This is a genomic window from Thalassotalea sp. HSM 43 (genome assembly GCF_004752005.1).
In the GTDB taxonomy this organism is placed as follows: domain Bacteria; phylum Pseudomonadota; class Gammaproteobacteria; order Enterobacterales; family Alteromonadaceae; genus Thalassotalea_A.
Window position 1 is genome coordinate 1,589,228 of the sequence record NZ_CP038493.1, and the last position, 19,240, is coordinate 1,608,467.

19 protein-coding genes are annotated in these 19,240 nt (G+C 43.8%); 10 read left to right on the forward strand and 9 right to left on the reverse strand.

The window, feature by feature from the left end; genetic code table 11:
* Positions 1-53: 53 nt before the first annotated feature.
* Positions 54-449 carry a VanZ family protein gene (locus E2K93_RS06795; protein WP_135438370.1) on the forward strand — a complete coding sequence of 132 codons (396 nt, stop codon included), beginning with the start codon at positions 54-56 and terminating at the stop codon, positions 447-449.
* Here the strand turns inward: E2K93_RS06795 and E2K93_RS06800 are convergent.
* Positions 446-1,381 (reverse strand): LysR family transcriptional regulator, encoded by a 936-nt coding sequence (locus E2K93_RS06800; protein WP_135438371.1) that lies wholly within the window; start codon positions 1,379-1,381, stop codon positions 446-448. The genes E2K93_RS06795 and E2K93_RS06800 overlap by 4 nt on opposite strands.
* 156 nt (positions 1,382-1,537) lie before the next feature.
* Between E2K93_RS06800 and E2K93_RS06805 the strand changes: the two genes are divergently transcribed.
* Positions 1,538-3,064 (forward strand): DUF1254 domain-containing protein, encoded by a 1,527-nt coding sequence (locus tag E2K93_RS06805; RefSeq protein WP_228445533.1) that lies wholly within the window; start codon positions 1,538-1,540, stop codon positions 3,062-3,064.
* Between the two features lie 97 nt (positions 3,065-3,161).
* Here E2K93_RS06805 and pyrE read toward each other — a convergent pair whose 3' ends face one another.
* Positions 3,162-3,806, reverse strand: coding sequence for an orotate phosphoribosyltransferase (gene pyrE, locus E2K93_RS06810; RefSeq protein WP_135438372.1), 645 nt, complete (start codon positions 3,804-3,806; stop codon positions 3,162-3,164).
* Between the two features lie 21 nt (positions 3,807-3,827).
* Complete coding sequence (gene rph / locus E2K93_RS06815) at positions 3,828-4,541, reverse strand: ribonuclease PH (RefSeq protein ID WP_135438373.1); 714 nt, start codon at positions 4,539-4,541, stop codon at positions 3,828-3,830.
* Between the two features lie 174 nt (positions 4,542-4,715).
* Here rph and E2K93_RS06820 point away from each other — a divergent pair, with 174 nt between their 5' ends.
* From E2K93_RS06820 to E2K93_RS06835, 4 genes are all read left to right on the forward strand, one after another.
* A complete protein-coding gene (locus E2K93_RS06820; protein WP_228445535.1) occupies positions 4,716-5,324 on the forward strand; it encodes a thioredoxin family protein in 609 nt (202 codons plus the stop codon).
* 94 nt (positions 5,325-5,418) lie between these two features.
* Positions 5,419-6,066: a gluconate 2-dehydrogenase subunit 3 family protein gene (locus E2K93_RS06825; RefSeq protein WP_135438374.1), complete on the forward strand. Its 648-nt coding sequence runs from the start codon at positions 5,419-5,421 to the stop codon at positions 6,064-6,066.
* On the forward strand, positions 6,066-7,757 hold the full coding sequence (locus E2K93_RS06830; protein ID WP_135438375.1) for a GMC family oxidoreductase: 1,692 nt from the start codon (positions 6,066-6,068) through the stop codon (positions 7,755-7,757). Before E2K93_RS06825 ends, E2K93_RS06830 begins: the two co-directional genes overlap by 1 nt.
* Positions 7,758-7,991: 234 nt before the next feature.
* Positions 7,992-8,855, forward strand: coding sequence for a YicC/YloC family endoribonuclease (locus tag E2K93_RS06835; RefSeq protein WP_135438376.1), 864 nt, complete (start codon positions 7,992-7,994; stop codon positions 8,853-8,855).
* Positions 8,856-8,905: 50 nt separating this feature from the next.
* On the opposite strand, the gene E2K93_RS06840 is transcribed toward E2K93_RS06835, so the two are convergent.
* Positions 8,906-9,565, reverse strand: coding sequence for a hypothetical protein (locus tag E2K93_RS06840; protein ID WP_135438377.1), 660 nt, complete (start codon positions 9,563-9,565; stop codon positions 8,906-8,908).
* A gap of 271 nt (positions 9,566-9,836) precedes the next feature.
* Between E2K93_RS06840 and E2K93_RS06845 the strand changes: the two genes are divergently transcribed.
* Positions 9,837-10,484, forward strand: coding sequence for a YceH family protein (locus E2K93_RS06845; protein ID WP_135438378.1), 648 nt, complete (start codon positions 9,837-9,839; stop codon positions 10,482-10,484).
* A 280-nt stretch (positions 10,485-10,764) separates the two neighbouring features.
* Positions 10,765-11,721, forward strand: a complete 957-nt coding sequence (locus E2K93_RS06850) for a transporter (RefSeq protein WP_135438379.1) — start codon at positions 10,765-10,767, stop codon at positions 11,719-11,721.
* A gap of 48 nt (positions 11,722-11,769) precedes the next feature.
* On the opposite strand, the gene E2K93_RS06855 is transcribed toward E2K93_RS06850, so the two are convergent.
* Together E2K93_RS06855 and E2K93_RS06860 are read right to left on the reverse strand one after the other, a co-directional pair.
* Complete coding sequence (locus tag E2K93_RS06855; RefSeq protein WP_135438380.1) at positions 11,770-12,726, reverse strand: LysR substrate-binding domain-containing protein; 957 nt, start codon at positions 12,724-12,726, stop codon at positions 11,770-11,772.
* Positions 12,727-12,871: 145 nt separating this feature from the next.
* Positions 12,872-14,989, reverse strand: a complete 2,118-nt coding sequence (locus E2K93_RS06860) for a PKD domain-containing protein (RefSeq protein WP_135438381.1) — start codon at positions 14,987-14,989, stop codon at positions 12,872-12,874.
* 384 nt (positions 14,990-15,373) lie between these two features.
* Here E2K93_RS06860 and E2K93_RS06865 point away from each other — a divergent pair, with 384 nt between their 5' ends.
* Complete coding sequence (locus E2K93_RS06865) at positions 15,374-16,537, forward strand: helix-turn-helix domain-containing protein (RefSeq protein WP_135438382.1); 1,164 nt, start codon at positions 15,374-15,376, stop codon at positions 16,535-16,537.
* Positions 16,538-16,539: 2 nt separating this feature from the next.
* Here the strand turns inward: E2K93_RS06865 and E2K93_RS06870 are convergent, their stop codons facing one another.
* The 3 genes from E2K93_RS06870 to E2K93_RS06880 all read right to left on the reverse strand — a co-directional run bounded on the left by E2K93_RS06870 (position 16,540) and on the right by E2K93_RS06880 (position 18,151).
* Entirely contained in the window at positions 16,540-17,271 is a 732-nt protein-coding gene (locus E2K93_RS06870; RefSeq protein ID WP_135438383.1) for an LrgB family protein, read from the reverse strand.
* Positions 17,264-17,629, reverse strand: a complete 366-nt coding sequence (locus E2K93_RS06875; RefSeq protein ID WP_135438384.1) for a CidA/LrgA family protein — start codon at positions 17,627-17,629, stop codon at positions 17,264-17,266. The genes E2K93_RS06870 and E2K93_RS06875 overlap by 8 nt, the downstream gene beginning before the upstream one ends.
* Positions 17,630-17,893: 264 nt before the next feature.
* Positions 17,894-18,151 carry a hypothetical protein gene (locus E2K93_RS06880; protein ID WP_135438385.1) on the reverse strand — a complete coding sequence of 86 codons (258 nt, stop codon included), beginning with the start codon at positions 18,149-18,151 and terminating at the stop codon, positions 17,894-17,896.
* Between the two features lie 167 nt (positions 18,152-18,318).
* Here E2K93_RS06880 and E2K93_RS06885 point away from each other — a divergent pair, with 167 nt between their 5' ends.
* Positions 18,319-19,191, forward strand: a complete 873-nt coding sequence (locus E2K93_RS06885) for a mechanosensitive ion channel family protein (protein ID WP_135438386.1) — start codon at positions 18,319-18,321, stop codon at positions 19,189-19,191.
* The last annotated feature ends 49 nt before the right edge of the window (positions 19,192-19,240 follow it).

The following is a 19,240-nucleotide window of genomic DNA, read 5'->3' on the forward strand; positions in this document are numbered from 1 at the left end:
ATAAATATGTCAGGTTTGTAGAATAGAGCCTCAAATTCCTAATGGTTTTTCGTATGAGACTTATCGCCGCTCTGATGCTGGTTTTTATCTGTAGTTTATTGTTTATGGCCAACACGGGTCAGGACAACATGTTTTTTGAATTCAAGCGCGGCATACCTTTTGGCGATAAAGTCGGCCACTTTATGTTATTTGGTGGCATGGCCATGTTGACCAACTTTGCCCTTAGGTTTCGTCATGTATCGAAATCATCATTACTGCAATTCGGCTCACTGTTGGTATTAGCGTTATCGACAATGGAAGAGTTTAGCCAAATCTTTATTAGCACCCGCACCTTTAGTTTTTACGATTTAGCCGCCAACTTTCTTGGTATCAGTTTATTCACGTTAATATCACTAGAGCTCGGTAAAATCAGTTCACGCTATAATCAACGCCTGCTGAAAAGCAGTTAATCGTCAAAGCCTGCGGTGCAATCGAGAAACAGCTCTTTAAACCATATATGTGCCTGACTTTGCGCCACTCTTGGGTGATTGAGTAAGTAAAACTTAACACGCTCCGATTGCTCTAGGTGGAAATGATACACCGCACTAAATTGACCGCTAAAACTGACATTTTGTGATAACGATGTAGGCCCCACAAACAAGTTATCACTGACCCGCAAAATATCCGTTAGCAACGCCAATTGGCCGCTAGAAAATACCACTCGCCGTTTCAGACCAAGCTTGGCCAACAACACATCAACCGGATAAGCAAAACTCGCCTGCGCTTTGGTTTCGACCAACAAATTAACAAAACCATATTCTAAGCACTGCTTCAATGTTGCTTGCTGCGACACTAATGGGTGGTTTTTACCCGCATAAATGGTCAAATCAACACTGCCAATATACGTTGCTTGCAATTCACTCGAGATATCACTTTTAGGATGGATGGCAAAGTCCAACTCGCCATTGCGCAAATAACGCTCTGGCTGGCTTAGCGGCGGATGCTCTTCAAGCAATACATTAGGCGCAATTTCGCTCAAGCTTTCATACAAAGACACCAAACAGCCATAACCCAGTAACGGCGGAATCGACAAGCTAAATGTACGCTGCAACTTGGCGGGTTCAAATTGAGGTTGTTTTATGATTTGTTCAATGCTGGCAAGCAGGTCTGGTAACTGCATGGCGATACGTTCAGCTTTCTCCGACATCACCATATATTTGCCACTGCGATACAACAGCGGATCATCAAATGTTTGTCTTAACCTATTTAAGGTTTTACTCATTGCCGGTTGACTGATAAATAACTTGTCGGCGGCGCGACTGATGTGCCGCTCCTTCAACAGCACACTTAAAGCAACCAGTAAGTTAAGGTCGATTTTATGTATCGACTGTTCAACATCCATAGTATGCCCACAAGTTATATATACGTATAAAAAATAGTCATTTCAAGAATAGTTCAAGTCTCACTATACTGACAACATTCTTAGCTAGGGCGCTATTTCACATTGCAATATATCGCCCCAGCACAGCGTAAGTATTTACTTATTGGAGTCTTTAACATGACAAAACTATCACACTTTTTAACCGCTGCAACCTTGTTGATGTGCGGTATAGTCAGCGCCGCAAATAGTGGCAATAACGGCAATAATGACAATCAGCCGGAATATGCCGCTAAGGTTCCGAGCTCTATCATCACCCCTAACGATGTGGACTCTAAGTATTTAGGCCAACTGTCTTATACCGATGGCGCACCTAACTTAGCTACGCACCAAAAAGCCCGGGATTTTGTCGATACTGCCGATGCCGTTCGGGTGTTTTTATCGGGTATTCCAGTGGCTTCGATGCAAGGACTCCTTGCCGGACATCAAAGCATTGGCATGACGCCGAACCAAACCATAGGTATTTCGGAGGGCTTGTTAAATGCCCGCAGTATTTGGTTAACACCAAACACCACAACACCGTATGTAACCGCCGAAGCAGATGTGCGTAATGGCCCGGTAGTACTGGAAGTTGGCACGCCGATTCTTGGTTTAGTCGATAACGCAGCGTTTGAATTTGTCTCTCGTGTTGGTGTTACCCACCCACAAGATAAAGGTAAAGGCGGTAAATACTTCTTCTATCACAGTTCGTATCAAGGCGAGCTACCAGAAGGCTATATTCATGTTAAAACCGAGGGTTACAGACACTGGTTATTGTTTCGGGTAATTACCCAACCAAACACCATGCAAGCGGATATTGCCAAGCTGAAGCAAACCATGGAGCTATACCCATACGGCAGCAAGCCACAGACCGAATTTGTTAACTTTACCGATGTGCAATACAACACCGTGCATGCTATGGATGAAAGCTTTTATGATGAGATAAACACCCTGATTCAGTATGAGCCTGCGCATGTGTTTGACTCAGAATGGTTGTCGCTTGCTAAACGTTTAGGTATTGAAAAAGGTAAAGCTTTTGAACCGGATGCGCGCATGCAAGGTATCCTTAAAGAAGCGTCAAAGATAGCCACTGCCGAAGCGCGTAGTTACTACTTCCACCCGGAGCAATCGGTTAATCGTTTTGATGACCGTAAATGGTTTACGCCACTGATCAATGGTCACCTGTTTATTGATAATGAACACGGTGTTGTAAATAGCGATGACCGCGCCTTGTTCCACTTTATGGCAACTGGCATTACCCCTGACATGGTCACCAAAACAGTCGGCGCTGGTTCGGATTACTTATTAGCCACTCGCGATGTTAACAATGAGCTGTTAGACGGTGCAAAGCACTACACCGTGACACTGCCAGCGGATGTACCGGTAACCAAGTTCTGGTCGTTCATGGTCTATGACAACCAAACCCGCTCGATGCTGGAAACAGACCAAGCTGCGGCAGGTGTTGATGGTTTAGGTGATAAAGTGAAGAAAAATGCCGATGGCACGATCACCATACATTTTGCGCCAACACGACCTGAAGGTGCCGGAGACAATTGGGTACAAACCGTTGCAGGCAAAGGTTACAACGTTATCTTCCGTGTCTATGGACCTACGGAAACCTGGTTCGACAAAAGCTGGAAGCCAAGCGACTTTGTCGAAGTGAAATAATCATTGCCATAAACCTTTACAATAACCATTGCCAATAAGCAAAAGTCATAAAAAAAGCCGCTCAACTGAGCGGCTTTTTATTAACTAAAATGGGCGATTACTCAATGCCATATTTACTACGATACGCTTTTACCGCATCAAGATGCGCTGCCATCTCAGCGTTTTCGCTAAGGAAACTGATCACATCGTTTAAGCTAACGATAGAGACTACAGAAGTATCAAAATCGCGCTCAACTTCTTGAATCGCTGACAGTTCACCTTGGCCTTTTTCTTGACGGTCAAGGGCAATCAATACGCCAGACAATTGTGCGTCATTGGCTTTAATGATTTCCATTGATTCACGAATCGCCGTACCGGCGGTGATCACGTCATCAACCAGCATCACTTTACCTTCTAGTGCAGAGCCAACTAAGTTGCCGCCTTCACCATGGGTTTTCGCTTCTTTACGGTTAAAGCAATAAGGTACATCAGCATCATGATGATCGGCCAAGGCAACCGCGGTGGTTGTCGCTATTGGAATACCTTTGTACGCCGGACCAAAGATCAGGTCGTAATCGATACCTGAATCAACTAGCGCTGCGGCATAAAAGCGGCCTAAGCGAGCCAAATCACGACCGGTGTTAAATAAGCCAGCATTGAAAAAATATGGGCTGGTGCGGCCTGACTTCAAAGTGAATTCGCCAAAACGCAATACCTGCTTTTGCAAAGCAAATTCAATAAATTCGCGTTGATAATCTTTCATTGTTGTTCCAATAAATGCTTGTTAGTTTAGCGCTGCTTTTTGCGCATCAAATAGTTCATTAATGCCCGCTTTTGCTAGCTGCATCATATCGTTCATCTCATCAAAGCTGAACGGCTCTTCTTCTGCCGTACCTTGTACTTCGATAAGTTTACCGGTGTCGGTCATAACCACGTTCATGTCGGTTTCAGCGGCGCTGTCTTCTGGGTAATCCAAATCAGCAACGGCCGTGCCTTTGTAAATACCAACCGATACAGCAGCGATCATGTGCTTAAGTGGGTTGGTTTTTAACAAACCTTTGGCGCGCATGTAATCAAGCGCGTCAACCAATGCCACACAAGCACCGGTGATAGAAGCGGTACGTGTACCACCATCGGCTTGGATAACGTCACAATCGACAGTAACGGTGTTTTCACCAAGTGCGGCTAAATCAACAGCGGCGCGCAATGAACGAGCAATTAAGCGAGAGATTTCTAATGTACGACCACTTTGCTTACCAGCAGCGGCTTCACGGCGCATGCGGGTGTGCGTAGAACGCGGCAACATACCGTATTCAGCGGTGATCCAACCTTTGCCCTGGCCTTTCAAAAATCTTGGTACACCTTCTTCTACAGTTGCTGTACAGATTACTTTGGTATCGCCAAACTCGATAAGAATTGAGCCTTCCGCATGAGCGGTAAATTGACGGGTAATGGTTACTGGGCGAATTTGCCCTGCACTTCTGCCACTTGGTCGCATAGTCTATCCTACATTTGATTTTTTACTGGCGCGCATTATAAAGCTTATCCACTGAGTTTAATAGAGAAAGTGTCGATTGCTTGGACAATTAAGGCACCAGGTGCAAGTTGTTGAAATTTAGTTAATACTAAAGAGGTCACATTAATAGTGTAGAGAAAGTGTAGACCAAAAAATATGATGAAAAGCAGTAAAAACATAATTTTAGCGGTATTGGTAAGCCTACTTAGCTGGCCGTTAGTCGGCCTAGCCGACAATAACAGTGATAGCACCAATACCAATGCAACGGCCAATGCCAGCATTGAAAATGCGCTGCCTTTATACTCGAAAGTATACGACCCTAAGCGTGATCCATTTCAAGATGCCAAAGACGCCATTAAACTCGCCAACGAGTCTGAGCGTAATGTATTAATAGAAATTGGTGGAGACTGGTGTACCTGGTGCCACAAGATTGATGCGTTTTTGGCGGCAAACCCTGATATTTATAAACAACTGCATGACACCTTTGTCTTACTTAAGATTAATGTCAGTGACGTAAATGAAAACGCCGACTTTATGGCTGGCTTCCCTAAGGTTCTTGGTTACCCGCATATGTATGTATCCACCGGACAAGGCAAGGTCATATTATCGAAAGATACGGCAGAATTTCTCGACAACTCAGGTGTTGCCTATTCACGCGAAGCCTGGCTTGAATTTATCGACACCTTCAACGCAGACAATAACAAAGCCAATTTACGTAAGTTTGAAATAGACAAACTCACCCAACGTCAAGACGGCCAAGGTTAATACCTAACGTAACGAGTTGACGTTAATAGTTGAAGTAAATAATTTAAGTAAATAGTTGAAGCAAATGATTAGGGCGAATAATTAAGGTAGTGCTATGAATTCTTTTTTTGATAAAGAGTATCAACCCCCAAAAGCGATACTGAGCCGCATTTCCCGCCGGCAGTTTTTAAAGTCAGCGGCAATGAGCAGCGCAATATCGATGGCACCCGTCAGTTTAGCCTTTGCTAACAGCGCCAGCAAAGTCGACATCAGTCAAGACCCATGGCTAACCCTTGATGTGGCGATGCAACATTTACTGCCAAGCTCAGACACTGGCCCTGGAGCCAAAGAATTTCAAGCCATCAACTACTTGGTTAACTTGTTAAACGAGCAGCCTATTGACGAAGAAGAGAAGCAATTTGTCCGCAATGGCGTTGGCTGGCTCAACGGTTACACACAAAAGCATTACCAACAGCCTTTTAGCAAACTGAGCCACGACGATAAAGAAAAAGCGCTGCGGGCGATCAGCAAATCGCGCGCCGGTGAAAACTGGCTGAGCACCTTGATAAGTTATGTCTTTGAAGCCATGTTGGCGCCGAGCAGTTATGGCGGTAATCCCGATGGTATTGGCTGGCAATGGCTGCAACACAAAGCAGGCTTTCCGATGCCCGATAAAGGCAAGCGCTATTATGAATTAACCGCCTACGGCAATATTGATGTCCGACAAGAACCACAACAAGATAAAGATAATAAGGCGCGCTAATGAACAAAGAATTTGATGCGGTAATCGTTGGCAGTGGCGCAGGTGCATCGCCTGTGGCCTATACCTTAGCCAAAGCAGGCAAGAAAGTCTTAGTATTAGAAAAAGGCCCATGGTTAACCGAAAAAGACTTTTACAAAGACGAGCTGGCCTGTTGTCGTCGCACCACCTACTCACCGAAGCTTGAAGATGAGCAACACGTTATCGAAGAAGAATACGAAGATAACGAGGGCAATAGCTACTGGCAAGGCGAAGCGACCAGCGAATCTGGCTGGGACTTTTGGAATGGCAATATGGTGGGTGGTTCATCAAACTTGATGAGTGGTTATTTCCACCGCTTAAAACCCATGGACTTTCGCTTAAAGTCAGAATTTGGCGGCATAGACGGGGCCAATATTGTTGATTGGCCAATCAGCTATGATGACATGGAACCCTTTTATGACATGGTCGATAACGTTGTCGGTGTTTCTGGCAAAGTGGTTGATCACCCTTATTTAGAACCGCACAAATCGGATTACCCATTTTCACCAACGGCCGAGCACCCGATATCCGCCTGGATTGACGAGGCCGCAAAACAAATCGGTTACCACAGTTTTCCGGTGCCACGCGCGGTGTTATCTCGCCCAGCAATGGGCCGAAACAGCTGTGAATACTCTGGCTATTGCTCAAGTTACGGTTGTTCGTCTGGCGCCAAAGGCAGTGGTCGCGCCGCACTATTAAACCACGCCGTTGCTACTGGCAATTGCACCATTCGCCCGCACAGCAAAGTATTTAAACTGGAATCAAACGAGCAAGGCGATGTCAGCGGTGTATGGTTTTACGATAACCAAGATCGCCAACACAAAGTCACCGGCAAAATATACGTGGTCGCCTGTCAGGCCATTGAAACCTCACGTTTGTTATTAGCATCAACCGGGCCGAAACATGCCAATGGCTTAGCCAACAATAACGCTCAGGTCGGCAAAAACATGATTTTTTCTGCCGGCGGCACAGGTCGCGGCGATTTCATCTTCAAAGACATCGACAAAGATAAAGAGCAGCAACTACGCGTAGTTGGCCCGTTTATCAATCGCGCTCTACAAGACTGGTACAAAATTGACGACAAAGAATTTGGCGCCGCCAGCAAAGGTGGCACCGTAGATTTTCTGTTTCATCAAAACCCGATCTCAAAAGCCGGCTCAACCAAATGGGACGATGACGATCAATTGGTATGGGGCGAACAGTTAAAAAGCAATCTGCAAGATGCCTTTAACTTTGGCAAAACATTACGCTTTGAAGTATTTAATGACTGGCTACCCACCGACAACTGCTTTGTTGAGTTAGATAGCGAGGCCACCGATAAATGGGGTGACCCTGTCGCCAAAGTACGCATAGGTGCCCACCCACACGACATTAAAGTAGGCGAGTACATAAGTGCCAAAGCCGAAGCCCTGCTCGAAGCCATGGGCGCGACTAACATTAGCTCATCAGTAAGTAGTTACCCACCGCCAAACCTGCAAGCTGGCGGCTGTCGCTTCGGTGATGATCCAAAAACTTCAGTGTTAGATAAGAATTGCAAAGCGCATGATGTCAGTAATCTGTATGTCACCGATGGCTCGTTTATGCCAACCGGTGGTAGCGTACCGTATACCTACACCATTTACGCCAACGCATTTCGGGTTGCCGAGCACATCAAGCAGCAACTGAGTAGCTAACCGACCGTAATCATAAGAGTAATCAAAAGCGCAATCACAAGCACAATCGCCGACAACTTCGCCTGTTTTTAGTAAGAAGTTGTCCCGATTGGCTATTCCCTAAGCAATTGAGCCAACACAAGTTTGCTCAATGCCAACCCTTGTAGCATAATTTGAGTTAGCAATTGGCACAGATATAGAGAAAGTGTGCCGATTGCCCTTTAAAATTTAAACAACAATGACAAGGGTAATTATATGATCCACAGCATGACTGCGTTCGCTCGTCACGAAGTAAAAAGTGACTGGGGCAACGCCATTTGGGAAATCCGCTCGGTAAATCAACGCTTCCTTGAAACCTACTTTCGCCTGCCAGAACAGTTTCGTGGCTTAGAGCCGGTTCTACGTGAACGCTTTCGCAAGCAACTTAACCGCGGCAAGGTCGAATGTAGCTTACGCTTTAACGCCAACCCGGCAGCAAAAAGTAATTTGTCGATTAACGAAAAGTTAGCAGAGCAACTTATTGCCAGCGCCCAATGGATAAACGACAAAGCCAACAACTCAACACTAAACCCCGTTGAAATAATGCGCTGGCCTGGCGTTATGGAAGCCGAAGAAGCCGATATGGACGTAATCTCAGCAGAACTATTAGCTGGCTTTGATAAAGCATTAGCTGACTTTAAAGCCGCTCGCGCCAGCGAAGGTAAAAACATGGCGGCATTGATTGTTGAACGCCTTGAAGGCATCGTCACACAAGCGGAGCAAGTAAAGGCACAGATGCCAGACATTGTGAAATGGCAACGTGAACGCATCATCGAAAAATTCAATGACGCCAACATCGAACCAGACTCAGGCCGACTAGAACAAGAGTTGGTTTTACTGGCGCAAAAAATGGACGTTGACGAAGAAATCGACCGCCTATTCAGTCACGTAAAAGAAACCAATAAGATCCTCAAAAAAGGCGGCGCCCAAGGCCGACGCCTAGACTTTATGATGCAAGAGTTTAACCGCGAAGCAAACACCCTAGGCTCAAAATCCATCAATACCGACATCACCGCAGCAGCAGTTGAACTGAAAGTATTGATTGAGCAGATGCGTGAGCAGATCCAAAACATAGAATAACAATACCCTTAACTATTTGGCGATATAACAACTATATCGCCAAGAAGCTTCTAATTTACGTTATGACACGCTTGCTCCATTAAGTCGCGAGCATCTAAATTTTTAGGATTTTGTTTGTATTTTTCCGTCCAAAATTTACATGTCCCGATGTTGAAGGTACTCGCTTTTTGTTGATTAGCATTTTGTGAACCCAAATTACTTTGCTTGGGAATATTTGTGTTGGTTGTCGTAATCATTCGATTCCAGTTAGCAGAAAATTTTTCAGCAGCTTCATCTCTATGATTTATGCACTTTGCAAATTGACTGCTTGTTTCAGGCGATCGGCACTCATCAGGGCGCTGATAATGGTCTAACCATGCTTGCTGCTTCTTTCCTTCAAAGAGCCCTTTTATTATTAATGCTTGTCGTCCTAGTTGGTCTTTGTTAGGTACGTGAATACTTTGCAGTTTCTTTTTATGTGTTTCTTTTTGGGTTATATAGTTATACGTTTTCGTGCTTTTAGGCTTTGATTTTTTACATAACCGAATGTCTTCTTTTATCTCACGCTCCCTGTTTCTCAAATATTCACCATGTGGTTCTTTATAGCCGGCTCTCATGATAGTTCTAATATTTTCAAGGGCGTCGAAATGTTGTTGGCAATGATCTTGAGCTTCAGCTTTGCTTGAAAAGAAAACGATATAGATAAGGGAAACGACAATTGAATAGCGCATTAAATAGTCCTTTATGTTGATGCGAAATATAAGGTACTAATTATATTAATTTTTATCAATAGGCAAAATTTTAATGTAGGTGTTATTGTCGAAATAGAAGCTACCTTTTAGTCGTAATATCATTGAAAAGTTAAAATCAAAACTACCTTGTTCTATACAGAATATTTAAAACTAGACTCGGTAAATATTTATCTAAATGGTTATACACCATTGCCAAGTACCTGCTAGTCGGCTACAAATAAGCACATAACCTCAGTTTCAGGTCAGTTTTATGATTTCATTAACCGCCACTCAGGCGCGTATTATTGGTGTGATGTTGGAAAAAGAAACCACCACACCTGAGCAATACCCTCTGTCTTTAAATGCCTTAACCAATGGCTGTAATCAAAAAAGTAATCGCGAACCGGTGATGTCGCTGTCAGAAAGTGACGTGCAACAAGGTATTGATGAGTTAGTGCAAATGAACCTGTTGATGGTGGATAGGAAATCATCAAGTCGGGTGCCTAAATACACGCATCGCTTTTGTAATACCGAATTTGGTGATTTGCAGTTTAGTGCACAGCAGCGCGGTATCATTTGTGTGATGTTACTGCGTGGCGCGCAAACACCAGGTGAACTGCGTACTCGTACCAATCGCTTGGCGGAATTTGCCGATGTTGCTGAAGTGGAAATGGCGCTGAATCAATTGCAAGATCATAACGGTAAGCAATTGGTGCAAAAGCTAGAACGTGAACCTGGTAAACGTGAAAATCGCTGGGTAAACCTGTTTGTTGATCAAAGTGAGGCGATCACCAGCAGCAATGAGCAAAACATTGCTGAGGCAATGCAACAAGAGGATGGCAGCTTACAACAACGCGTTGAGCAGTTGGAGCAAGAAGTCGCTGAGCTAAAACAACAAATTGCTGAGCTGTTGTCATAATACCTTGTTGTCGTAATTAGCTTCGGTTATATCGCTGTACCCTTTCTCGACTAATGCCTTTCTAAACTAGTGCCGTTGTGATTCAGTGTTGCAACGGCGTCTGGTAATAAAATGTAAAGTTTCCTTTCTAGAAACATCAATAAAGTCATTTAAATTCATATAGATATAAACACATCAATCAAATTGATGTGTTTATGCTGTTGTATTTATTAGTCTTACTATTGGTGGCTCCTTACACTGTGCGGCATAAATCGTTTGTCACAGTTTTGGAGCCAACCACATGAAAAAGCTATTACTCACCGCCGCATTTGTCGCGTCGCTTGGGGTTATCGGCAATGCTATTGCCGATACGAATACAGGTGCTAATACAGGTGCTAATACAAGTGCTAATACCGATGCCAATGCTAAAGCTAACCCCAAAGCTAATAGCAAGATAGTTGAGCAGCAAGGGCTAAGCGAAACTGAAGAGTTGGCCGAACTGTCAAAGAAATTAAATAACCCGTTAGCGGATCTGTGGATGCTATGGGCTCAGCACGATATCACCTCGCTTGAAGATAAAGCGGGTAACAGCTACATCAGCCACAGCACCAAGTTTCAGCCGGTAATGTCGTTTGATTTTAGTAACGATTACAACTTTATATTACGTCCGGTATTTCAATTCCAAAGCATTGAAGTACCCGGCATGGATCGCGAAAGTGGTTTAGGTGATACCGCTGTGTTGGCAGCAATTGGTCCGAAAGCGCCGAAAAATGGCTGGACCATAGGTCTGGGTGTATCAGCCTTCTTGCCAACCGCTGAAGAAACTTATTTATCAACCAATGGCGCCGACCAATTTGCCATTGGCCCAAGCTTGATTGCCATCAAGTTAGGTGAAAAGTACACCTATGGTGCGGTGGTTCAGCATTTTGAAGGTGTTGGTCAATCAGAAGCGGTGAACAGCAAAGGTGAAGAAGAAGATTTAAGTCTTACCGATATTCAATACATCTGGCGTGTAAGAATGTCATCAAAATTGCAAATCGGTATGGCGCCTAACATCACCATCGATTGGAACAAATCCGGTAGCGACAAATATACCGTACCTGTTGGTTTAGGTTTTGATTACATGACTCGCTTTGGTGATACGCCGGTGCGTCTGGCGGTTGAAGGTTACCGTTACGTGATGCAGGCCGATGAGTTTGGTCCTGAATGGGGTATTCGTTTTGTGGTGATCCCTGTGGTAAAAAACCCACTGTTATGATCGCGTGATTAGTTGATTGAATAGTTGCTTAAATAGTTGCTTGAATGATTATGGGAGCGGCGCTTGTTTGAGTTGATCTAAAAAGCGCACGCTTTGTTCAATAACAAACTCACGAAACCAACGATGTTGGTATTCATATTCCCGCGATACATGCCAGGTCAAATACGTCGTTAACGGGTTACATGGGAACGGTGGTTGAAAGGCTTTTACCGGAAACACATCCGCCAGCAATAACACCAAGCTTTGTGGCAAAATGGTGATCACATCTGTGGTGGCAATCAGCGACATAGCGGTGACTTCTGATGAGCCGTAATAAACAATATCCCGCTCTTTAAAGCCCCCAACCATCTCTTTAATAAACACCTGATTAAACACATCGAGATTAAACCCTGAGGTATACACCGCATGTTGCTCCTGTAAAAACTCCTGCATAGAAATTTCAGACTTATCGGCAAAGCGCGGGTGGTCTTTTCTGGCGACCACCAACATGGGATCAGACTCAACCAACTGACAATGAAAATCGGGGTTATCGACATGTTGGTAATTAAGGTGCAAATCGATGTCACGATTACGCATTAAATCTAATGGGTTTTGTTGGTAATCGGTGGTGACGGTCAACGTGCATTTCGGTGCTATCGCGGCGAGGCTGACCAGTAATTTAGGGGCAAACAATTGCTCGGCAAAGCTAAACACATTGAGTTTAAAGTTCACCTTAGAGCTTGCCGGATCAAATAGCTGTGTATTCGGTAAGGTATTTTCAATGATATCTAAGGCGCCGTTAATTTCAGCGCCAAGTTGGCGTGCTTTCGCGGTCGCTTTGAGGGTGCGGCCATCGCGCACAAACAGCGGGTCATCATATAAGGTTCTAAGACGTTGTAAGGCCATAGACACCGCCGGCTGTGACATATTCAGTTTTTTTGCCGTCGCGGTTAGGCTTGGCTCACTCAACAGTGCCGCCAAGATATTTAATAAGTTTAAGTCAATGCGCCTGAGGTTGTTCGCCATAACACCATAAGTTATTGATTCGCCAAATTGTTATCTAAAGTATTGTCATGATTGTAAATTCTAGCAATTAGCAAATGCAGAAAAGTAATTTTTAAGCATAAAAAAGCCCGATCAAACCGGGCTTTTTGTTACACGTGATATGTGATTACGGACACATATCTGAGCTTTGTGCGCTGTCTAATGGCAATGTTGAAGCCACATCTGATACACAGAAGTTGACGCTTACACCACCAGATAACGAACTTGATGTTTGCAGAACCGCTACACCAGAGGCGTCGGTAACAGCACTTGCTGATTCATTCCAAGAGCCACTAAAGTTACCGGTAACCGTTGCACCAGCCACGGCATTACCTAAATTATCAACAACCGTGACCGTCGCAGAGCCAAACTTCTTACCACGACCCGCACCAATGGTGCCGGTAACGACTGCAGCCACTTGTACATTGGTTGCTTCTGCAGAGCCTTGCGTTACAGTAACCTGTTGAGCATCGCTGTCGGTTGCTGCGTCATCATCGGTTACCGTTAATGTCACCGTATACGTACCATCACTGGCAAAACTATGATTGACGCTAGCGCCAGATGCGGAATTACCGTCGCCAAAATCCCAGTCATAAGCCGTGATTGAACCATCACTGTCACTACTAGCACTGGCATCAAAGCTGCAGCTCAACTCTGAACAATTTACCGTAAAGGATGCGACCGGTGGGTTATTTTGCGGAGTGCCTGTACCCTCACCTAAGATTTCAATATTATCGATAACATACACATCCGAGGTAAAGTTACCTGGATCTGTCATAAGTAACAGCGAGTCGACTGACGAATCTGCCGTCGCACCGTCGATACGATCTACCATTTGAAATCTTAATGTTTGTAGGCCATTAGCGTGCTCTATAAATGCGTTGTAACCGCTATGACGACCACTTGGGTAGTTGTCTGGGGTGGCCACAGTACGATCTTCCAGTTGGATTAATATTTCTTTGCCAACCAAAGCTGGATCGTTATTGTTTACTTGTAGTTGAAACGCCTTATCGCCCAACACAAATGCACCGGCATCGCTGATAGCCGATGTCGAATATAAGATAACGTCCCATTGTGCTGCTGCACTTCGAGTATAAGTCAGTGCACCTGACGTCGCGTCATAGGTACCGTCACTGCCGCTATAGGTCATATTGCTGGTGCCATCAAAATCTTCTAAAACCAATTCGCTAGATAATTGTTTACCGACGTAGATATTAGTCGATACTTCACAACCACCCGACGTCGCGGTTAGCACTTGCGTTGTATTTGCACTGGCAGTGTCCCATTGCACCTCAATTTGATTTCCTGAACCACTGATCGTACCGCCGGTCACCGACCAGCTGGTGCTGGCGCCAGGGTTAATAACGCTGTAGGTTTCACTTGAACCTGGTTGTGGTAAGTGATTACCGGCAAGGTTTGGCTGTTTACCAGCGAATACACGCACGTAATCAACTTGCAATTGTTGCGGTAATACAGAGTCATCAACCTCACCACCCCATGAGCCGCCAACGGCTAAGTTAAGTAAGATATGAAAATCATTGCTGCCATCAAATGGCCAGTTTTCAGGTGCTACATCCGCAGGTGTTTTGGTCGAATACAGCAAATTATCGACATACCAACGAATTTCATTAGCGTCCCACTCAATGGCATAGGTATGAAAATCATCAGACCATTTACCAGGTTGCTTCATAATGCCATTGCCCTGATGCGCGTTGTCAGGCCAAGGTTGACCATAATGGATTGTGCCATAAGCAAAATTTGCACTTTGACCGACAGATTCAAATATGTCTATCTCGCCACTCATTGGCCAGCCTTCAGCGGGATCGGTCGGTAGCATCCAAAATGCCGGCCACATACCTTGGCCATCAGGAAACTTAAATCTGGCTTCAAAACGACCAAATGCCCATTCACCACTACCGGCCATATTTGCGGTACGAATGCGTGCAGAGGTATATTGCGAACCTCTAATGCGCTCTTTTCGAGCTTCGATTGTCATTACGCCATTTTCAAGAGTAATGTTCTCAGCTTGATAACTTTGTAGTTCGCCATTACCCCAATCACAGATACCATAACTACAACCATCGCCAAGCATAATATCCCAAGCGTTAGTATCCAGACTTGCTTGGTCAAAGTTATCTTCCCAAACAATATCCTGGCACTGTTGTGCTGACACACTCGCAGCCCCAGTGGATAAGCCAACCAATAAGCAGGCTTTAGCAAAATCATTCATTGTTATTTTTTTCATGTTATATCTCTTGCTGTTATTTTAGTTTTAGAACTTTTGGTTCTTATTCCTTGATGAAATTGTTTATTTTCAGCCCCATATAATCGTTCGCTAACAACGATTCGATTATTCTGAAAACCTGCGCATACTCCTTTGCACCTTTCAACGTAGCGAGAGACAGAGCAATTGTCGTCTAAATACGAGGTCATTTACTCGACATTGCATTTTAGAGGTATGGATAACGACTACACCAACCGAACAAACACCATTAAGACCATGATATTTATAGATAATTAAATTTACTGGCATGACAACTTAAGTTACGTTAGCATCAAAACATACCAATTATTTTCAGCGCTAGATAACGCACATTAATAGTATAAATAATAAGAAAACAGCTACCCTATGAATGTTATTGTTTTTAATTTACACGACATATCACTGATCATAACCATCATATTGTGCTTGAGCATTGCGCTGTCTTTGACTCTATCGGCCAGTAAAAAACCACTGCATATTTACCTTCTCTGCGCGTTTATTTTTTGCCACGTGCTGATTGCTGCCCATGAACTTAGCTATTATGGACAGCAGTTTCGCTATGAAATCATCGAATTATCACCAAACCTATTTTTTATCGGCAGTTTAGGTTATTGCCTCGACGCTGTTTTACTGTATTTGTGTTTTAAATCACTAAGCAATGAAGGCTTTAAACTACAAGCCAAACATATGCTCCACTTTGGCTTATTTATCGCCTTTATGGTCTATCTTTTTGTGGTTTATTATTCTCAAGACTACTTCCTTAAACACACTTTAATACGTACCTGGCGTCTTACCGAGTCTTGGCATTATGTTAGCTTTGAGTCGGTCATCAAGATTGTTCGTTTAGGCTATGGAATTGCTTGTCTCAAGCTGCTTTTACAGCAAGATTTTTCGACACCGATAAGGTTTTCTAACAAGTGGTTAATGACATTAGCAGCAGGCTTTATCACCATTGTGGCAATTGAAGCGGTGTTGAGCGGATTTAAAGTATTTGATTTATTTATTCGAATTGATCGTGAAGTGTTTAGCTTGATAGGTGTGAGCAGCTATTATCTGACCATGATATTGACCATAGCGTTGCTGGTGATGTCGCTTTTTGACATCGTCACAAGAACCTCAACCATTTTTGATAGCAAACAGGGTGATAACGATAACAGCGCTTTTAAACCCGATTACATTAATCGCATAGAATCATTAATGCGCAGCAATAAGCCCTATTTAAACTCAGATATATCAATTGAATCATTGGCAGAGCAACTGCAGATGTCGAGCAAAGAGCTATCGATGACAGTTAATCGTCATTTTCAGCTTAATTTTTACGAATTTATCAATATGTATCGCATTGAAGAAGCGAAAAACATTCTTATTACACACCCCGATACCGCTATAACAGAAGTCATTTACCAAGTTGGTTTTAACAGTAAATCGGTTTTTAACACCGCGTTTAAAAAATCCGTTGGTATGACGCCGTCTCGATATAGAAAAAGCCATTTAAATAACAGACAAAGCAACTGCACTCTAGAAGCCTAGGGTTATATATGATTAAACCAAGTAAGAATCACGGGGAGAAATATGGCCGTTGCACAGGCGGTAAGCGCCATCGCTAAACCAGAAAATGCGCCCATGGTATTGCTAACCTGAAACGCCCTTGCGGTGCCTATACCGTGTGAGGTTAAGCCCATGGCTATGCCTTTGATGCTGTCATCTTTGATGCCCATTAACGAAAACACTTTGGTACCAAAGATAGCGCCAATAACCCCTGTTGCTGTTGCCAGGCCTGCGGTTAATGAGACAATGCCACCAATATTCTCTGATATGCCCATCGCCACCGGCGTGGTGGTTGATTTAGGGGCAATAGAGATTTGCGTTAACAAACTGCCACCGAGCCAATCCACAAGGTAAATCGCACTGAAGGCACCAATAAATATCGAACAAAACAAGGTTATGGTAATTGGTATCATCAGCTTCTTAATACGATGCAGTTGCTGATACAAGGGAATGGCTAAAGCGACCACCGCGGGCCCCAATAAAAAGTGCACTAACTTACCGCCGTTAAAATAATCCTCATAAGAAATGCCAGTAAGCAATAAAATAGTGACAATAATGATGACCGATATGATGACCGGATTAAGTAGCGGGTTGCCGCCACAACGTTTAAATAACGCCATGGCACCGGCATAGGCAAATAAGGTGATCAATAAGCCGGTAAGCGGTGAGGTATGAATTAACGTTGTGATGGCATCGAGTTTGTCGGTACTAATCATCGATGGCCTCCGGCGTAAATAGTTTCGCTAAAACATGCATGATCAGCGCACAACTAAACAGCATAATTAGGGTGCCGGCAACTAACCCAACGCTTATTGCCAACCACTCTTGCGCCAAAAGTTTGTAATGGGTCATTAAGCCCACGCCAGCGGGGATAAACATCAACGATAGATGACCCAGTAAATGGCTCGACGAGGTGTTGAGTGATTCGCCAACTCGGCCACGCACAATCAAGGTCGCCAATAACAATAACAAGCCTATTACCGGGCCGGATACGGATAATTCCAACAAGATGACCAGGATCTCGCCCAGTAACTGATACGCCAATAAAATGGCAAAGCCCAATACAAACTTCATGTAACTCGCTTAATCGTTAGTTTTTTATTCAACATAACCTAGTCTTAAACGGCTCGCCTGACTGTTGACCTGACTGCCATAGACAGCGGCACAGGTTATGTTGCGTGGTTGATAAATAGCAGAGTAAATATATCAGTTATGACGGCGAGAACAAACAACACCAGCAGCAATTGCGCTTTTAAATGTCAGCATTGATTAAGCTTGCAAATGCTACTGGTATGGACGTTTGTGTGCCTAGTTGAGCGTTTTTTAAGGCTTAGCGTCTTATAAGTTATCGATTTGACGCTTTAGATCATACTGGCTGTCGGTCACTAGCTTTTCTAATACCGCCACACGCTGTTTTAATGAGGCGATTTCATCATCTTTGGCCGATTGTTGTTTTGTTGTATCGGTAAAAAGTGAACCTAAGTCAAAGTCACTGCTATTTACCGACATCATGTTGGTGCCGTATTTTTTATCGCACAAGTAACCAATGCCCATGGCTAATAAAATAAGGCTAAATAAACCAATAAATTCTAACATTTTCTGTTCCTCTTTTTAGCTGATTACTTGTTATAGTCATGGCCTCCGTCGATTTATTACAAAAAGGCGTAAATAAGCTTAAAAAAATCCTCGCTCGGTTCGGCAGATTGAAAAAATTTCTACTATATTCAGAGATGTAATAATAAAAACTTAATTAGGTTTTAACTATGGATGCTATAGAAGATTCCGAGCTTCTCGAACATATAAACGTAGAATCACTGCAAGAACACATCAGTACCTTTATCGATTTATTCATTATGCTGGCAAGCAAAATTGTTATTGCCGTTGTTGTTCTGTGGATATCGCTATGGATGGTCAAACGCCTGATTGGTATGGTTGACGCCTCAATGAGCAAGCGTAACGTTGAAGTTACCTTGCACAAGTTCTTATTAAATATTCTAAGCCTTGGTTTAAAGGCGATTGCCATAATCATTTTCGCCTCAATGTTAGGTGTCGAAACCGCATCGCTTGTCGCCCTATTAGGTGCCGCGGGTTTAGCGGTTGGTTTGGCATTGCAAGGCAGTTTGGCCAATTTCGCTGGTGGTATCATTATTTTATTCTTCCGCCCATTTAAAGCCGGTGATGTGATTGAAGCACAAGGCTTTATTGGTCGCATTGAAGAAATTCAAATCTTTAATACCATTTTGGTGACCTTTGATAACCGCAAAATCTTTATTCCTAATGGCTTGTTATCTAATGGCTGTTTGGTTAATGACTTTGCCATGCGCACTCGCCGTGTGGATATGAAATTTGGCGTTAGCTACAACGACTCAATAGCCCATGTACGCGAAGTTGTGCAAAAGGTACTGACTGCCGAAGAGCGCATCTTAAAAAGCCCAGCGCCTGATATTTTTGTTGGTGAACACGGCGCCGACTCAGTTAACTTTTTTGTTCGTCCATGGTGTCGTTCCGAAGATTACTGGGAAGTGTATTTTGCCGTACATGAACAGCTCAAACTTGCCTTTGACAATGAAGGCATCAGCATTCCGTTCCCACAACGCGATGTGCATTTTTACCCTGCCGAAAAGGCCAGCGATTGAATTCATCTGACGTAAAATAGCCATGGATGGCAAATTCAATCTAGTGACA

Excerpts from the sequence above, each read along its gene's own strand:
- E2K93_RS06855 (WP_135438380.1), bottom strand. The coding sequence starts at position 12,726 with ATGGCGAACAACCTCAGGCGCATTGACTTAAACTTATTAAATATCTTG.
- E2K93_RS06870 (WP_135438383.1), bottom strand. The coding sequence starts at position 17,271 with ATGATTAGTACCGACAAACTCGATGCCATCACAACGTTAATTCATACC.
- E2K93_RS06875 (WP_135438384.1), bottom strand. The coding sequence starts at position 17,629 with ATGAAGTTTGTATTGGGCTTTGCCATTTTATTGGCGTATCAGTTACTG.
- E2K93_RS06835 (WP_135438376.1), top strand. The coding sequence starts at position 7,992 with ATGATCCACAGCATGACTGCGTTCGCTCGTCACGAAGTAAAAAGTGAC.
- rph (WP_135438373.1), bottom strand. The coding sequence starts at position 4,541 with ATGCGACCAAGTGGCAGAAGTGCAGGGCAAATTCGCCCAGTAACCATT.
- E2K93_RS06795 (WP_135438370.1), top strand. The coding sequence starts at position 54 with ATGAGACTTATCGCCGCTCTGATGCTGGTTTTTATCTGTAGTTTATTG.
- E2K93_RS06820 (WP_228445535.1), top strand. The coding sequence starts at position 4,716 with ATGATGAAAAGCAGTAAAAACATAATTTTAGCGGTATTGGTAAGCCTA.
- E2K93_RS06805 (WP_228445533.1), top strand. The coding sequence starts at position 1,538 with ATGACAAAACTATCACACTTTTTAACCGCTGCAACCTTGTTGATGTGC.
- E2K93_RS06825 (WP_135438374.1), top strand. The coding sequence starts at position 5,419 with ATGAATTCTTTTTTTGATAAAGAGTATCAACCCCCAAAAGCGATACTG.
- E2K93_RS06830 (WP_135438375.1), top strand. The coding sequence starts at position 6,066 with ATGAACAAAGAATTTGATGCGGTAATCGTTGGCAGTGGCGCAGGTGCA.
- E2K93_RS06845 (WP_135438378.1), top strand. The coding sequence starts at position 9,837 with ATGATTTCATTAACCGCCACTCAGGCGCGTATTATTGGTGTGATGTTG.
- E2K93_RS06880 (WP_135438385.1), bottom strand. The coding sequence starts at position 18,151 with ATGTTAGAATTTATTGGTTTATTTAGCCTTATTTTATTAGCCATGGGC.
- E2K93_RS06840 (WP_135438377.1), bottom strand. The coding sequence starts at position 9,565 with ATGCGCTATTCAATTGTCGTTTCCCTTATCTATATCGTTTTCTTTTCA.
- E2K93_RS06865 (WP_135438382.1), top strand. The coding sequence starts at position 15,374 with ATGAATGTTATTGTTTTTAATTTACACGACATATCACTGATCATAACC.
- pyrE (WP_135438372.1), bottom strand. The coding sequence starts at position 3,806 with ATGAAAGATTATCAACGCGAATTTATTGAATTTGCTTTGCAAAAGCAG.
- E2K93_RS06800 (WP_135438371.1), bottom strand. The coding sequence starts at position 1,381 with ATGGATGTTGAACAGTCGATACATAAAATCGACCTTAACTTACTGGTT.
- E2K93_RS06885 (WP_135438386.1), top strand. The coding sequence starts at position 18,319 with ATGGATGCTATAGAAGATTCCGAGCTTCTCGAACATATAAACGTAGAA.
- E2K93_RS06850 (WP_135438379.1), top strand. The coding sequence starts at position 10,765 with ATGAAAAAGCTATTACTCACCGCCGCATTTGTCGCGTCGCTTGGGGTT.
- E2K93_RS06860 (WP_135438381.1), bottom strand. The coding sequence starts at position 14,989 with ATGAAAAAAATAACAATGAATGATTTTGCTAAAGCCTGCTTATTGGTT.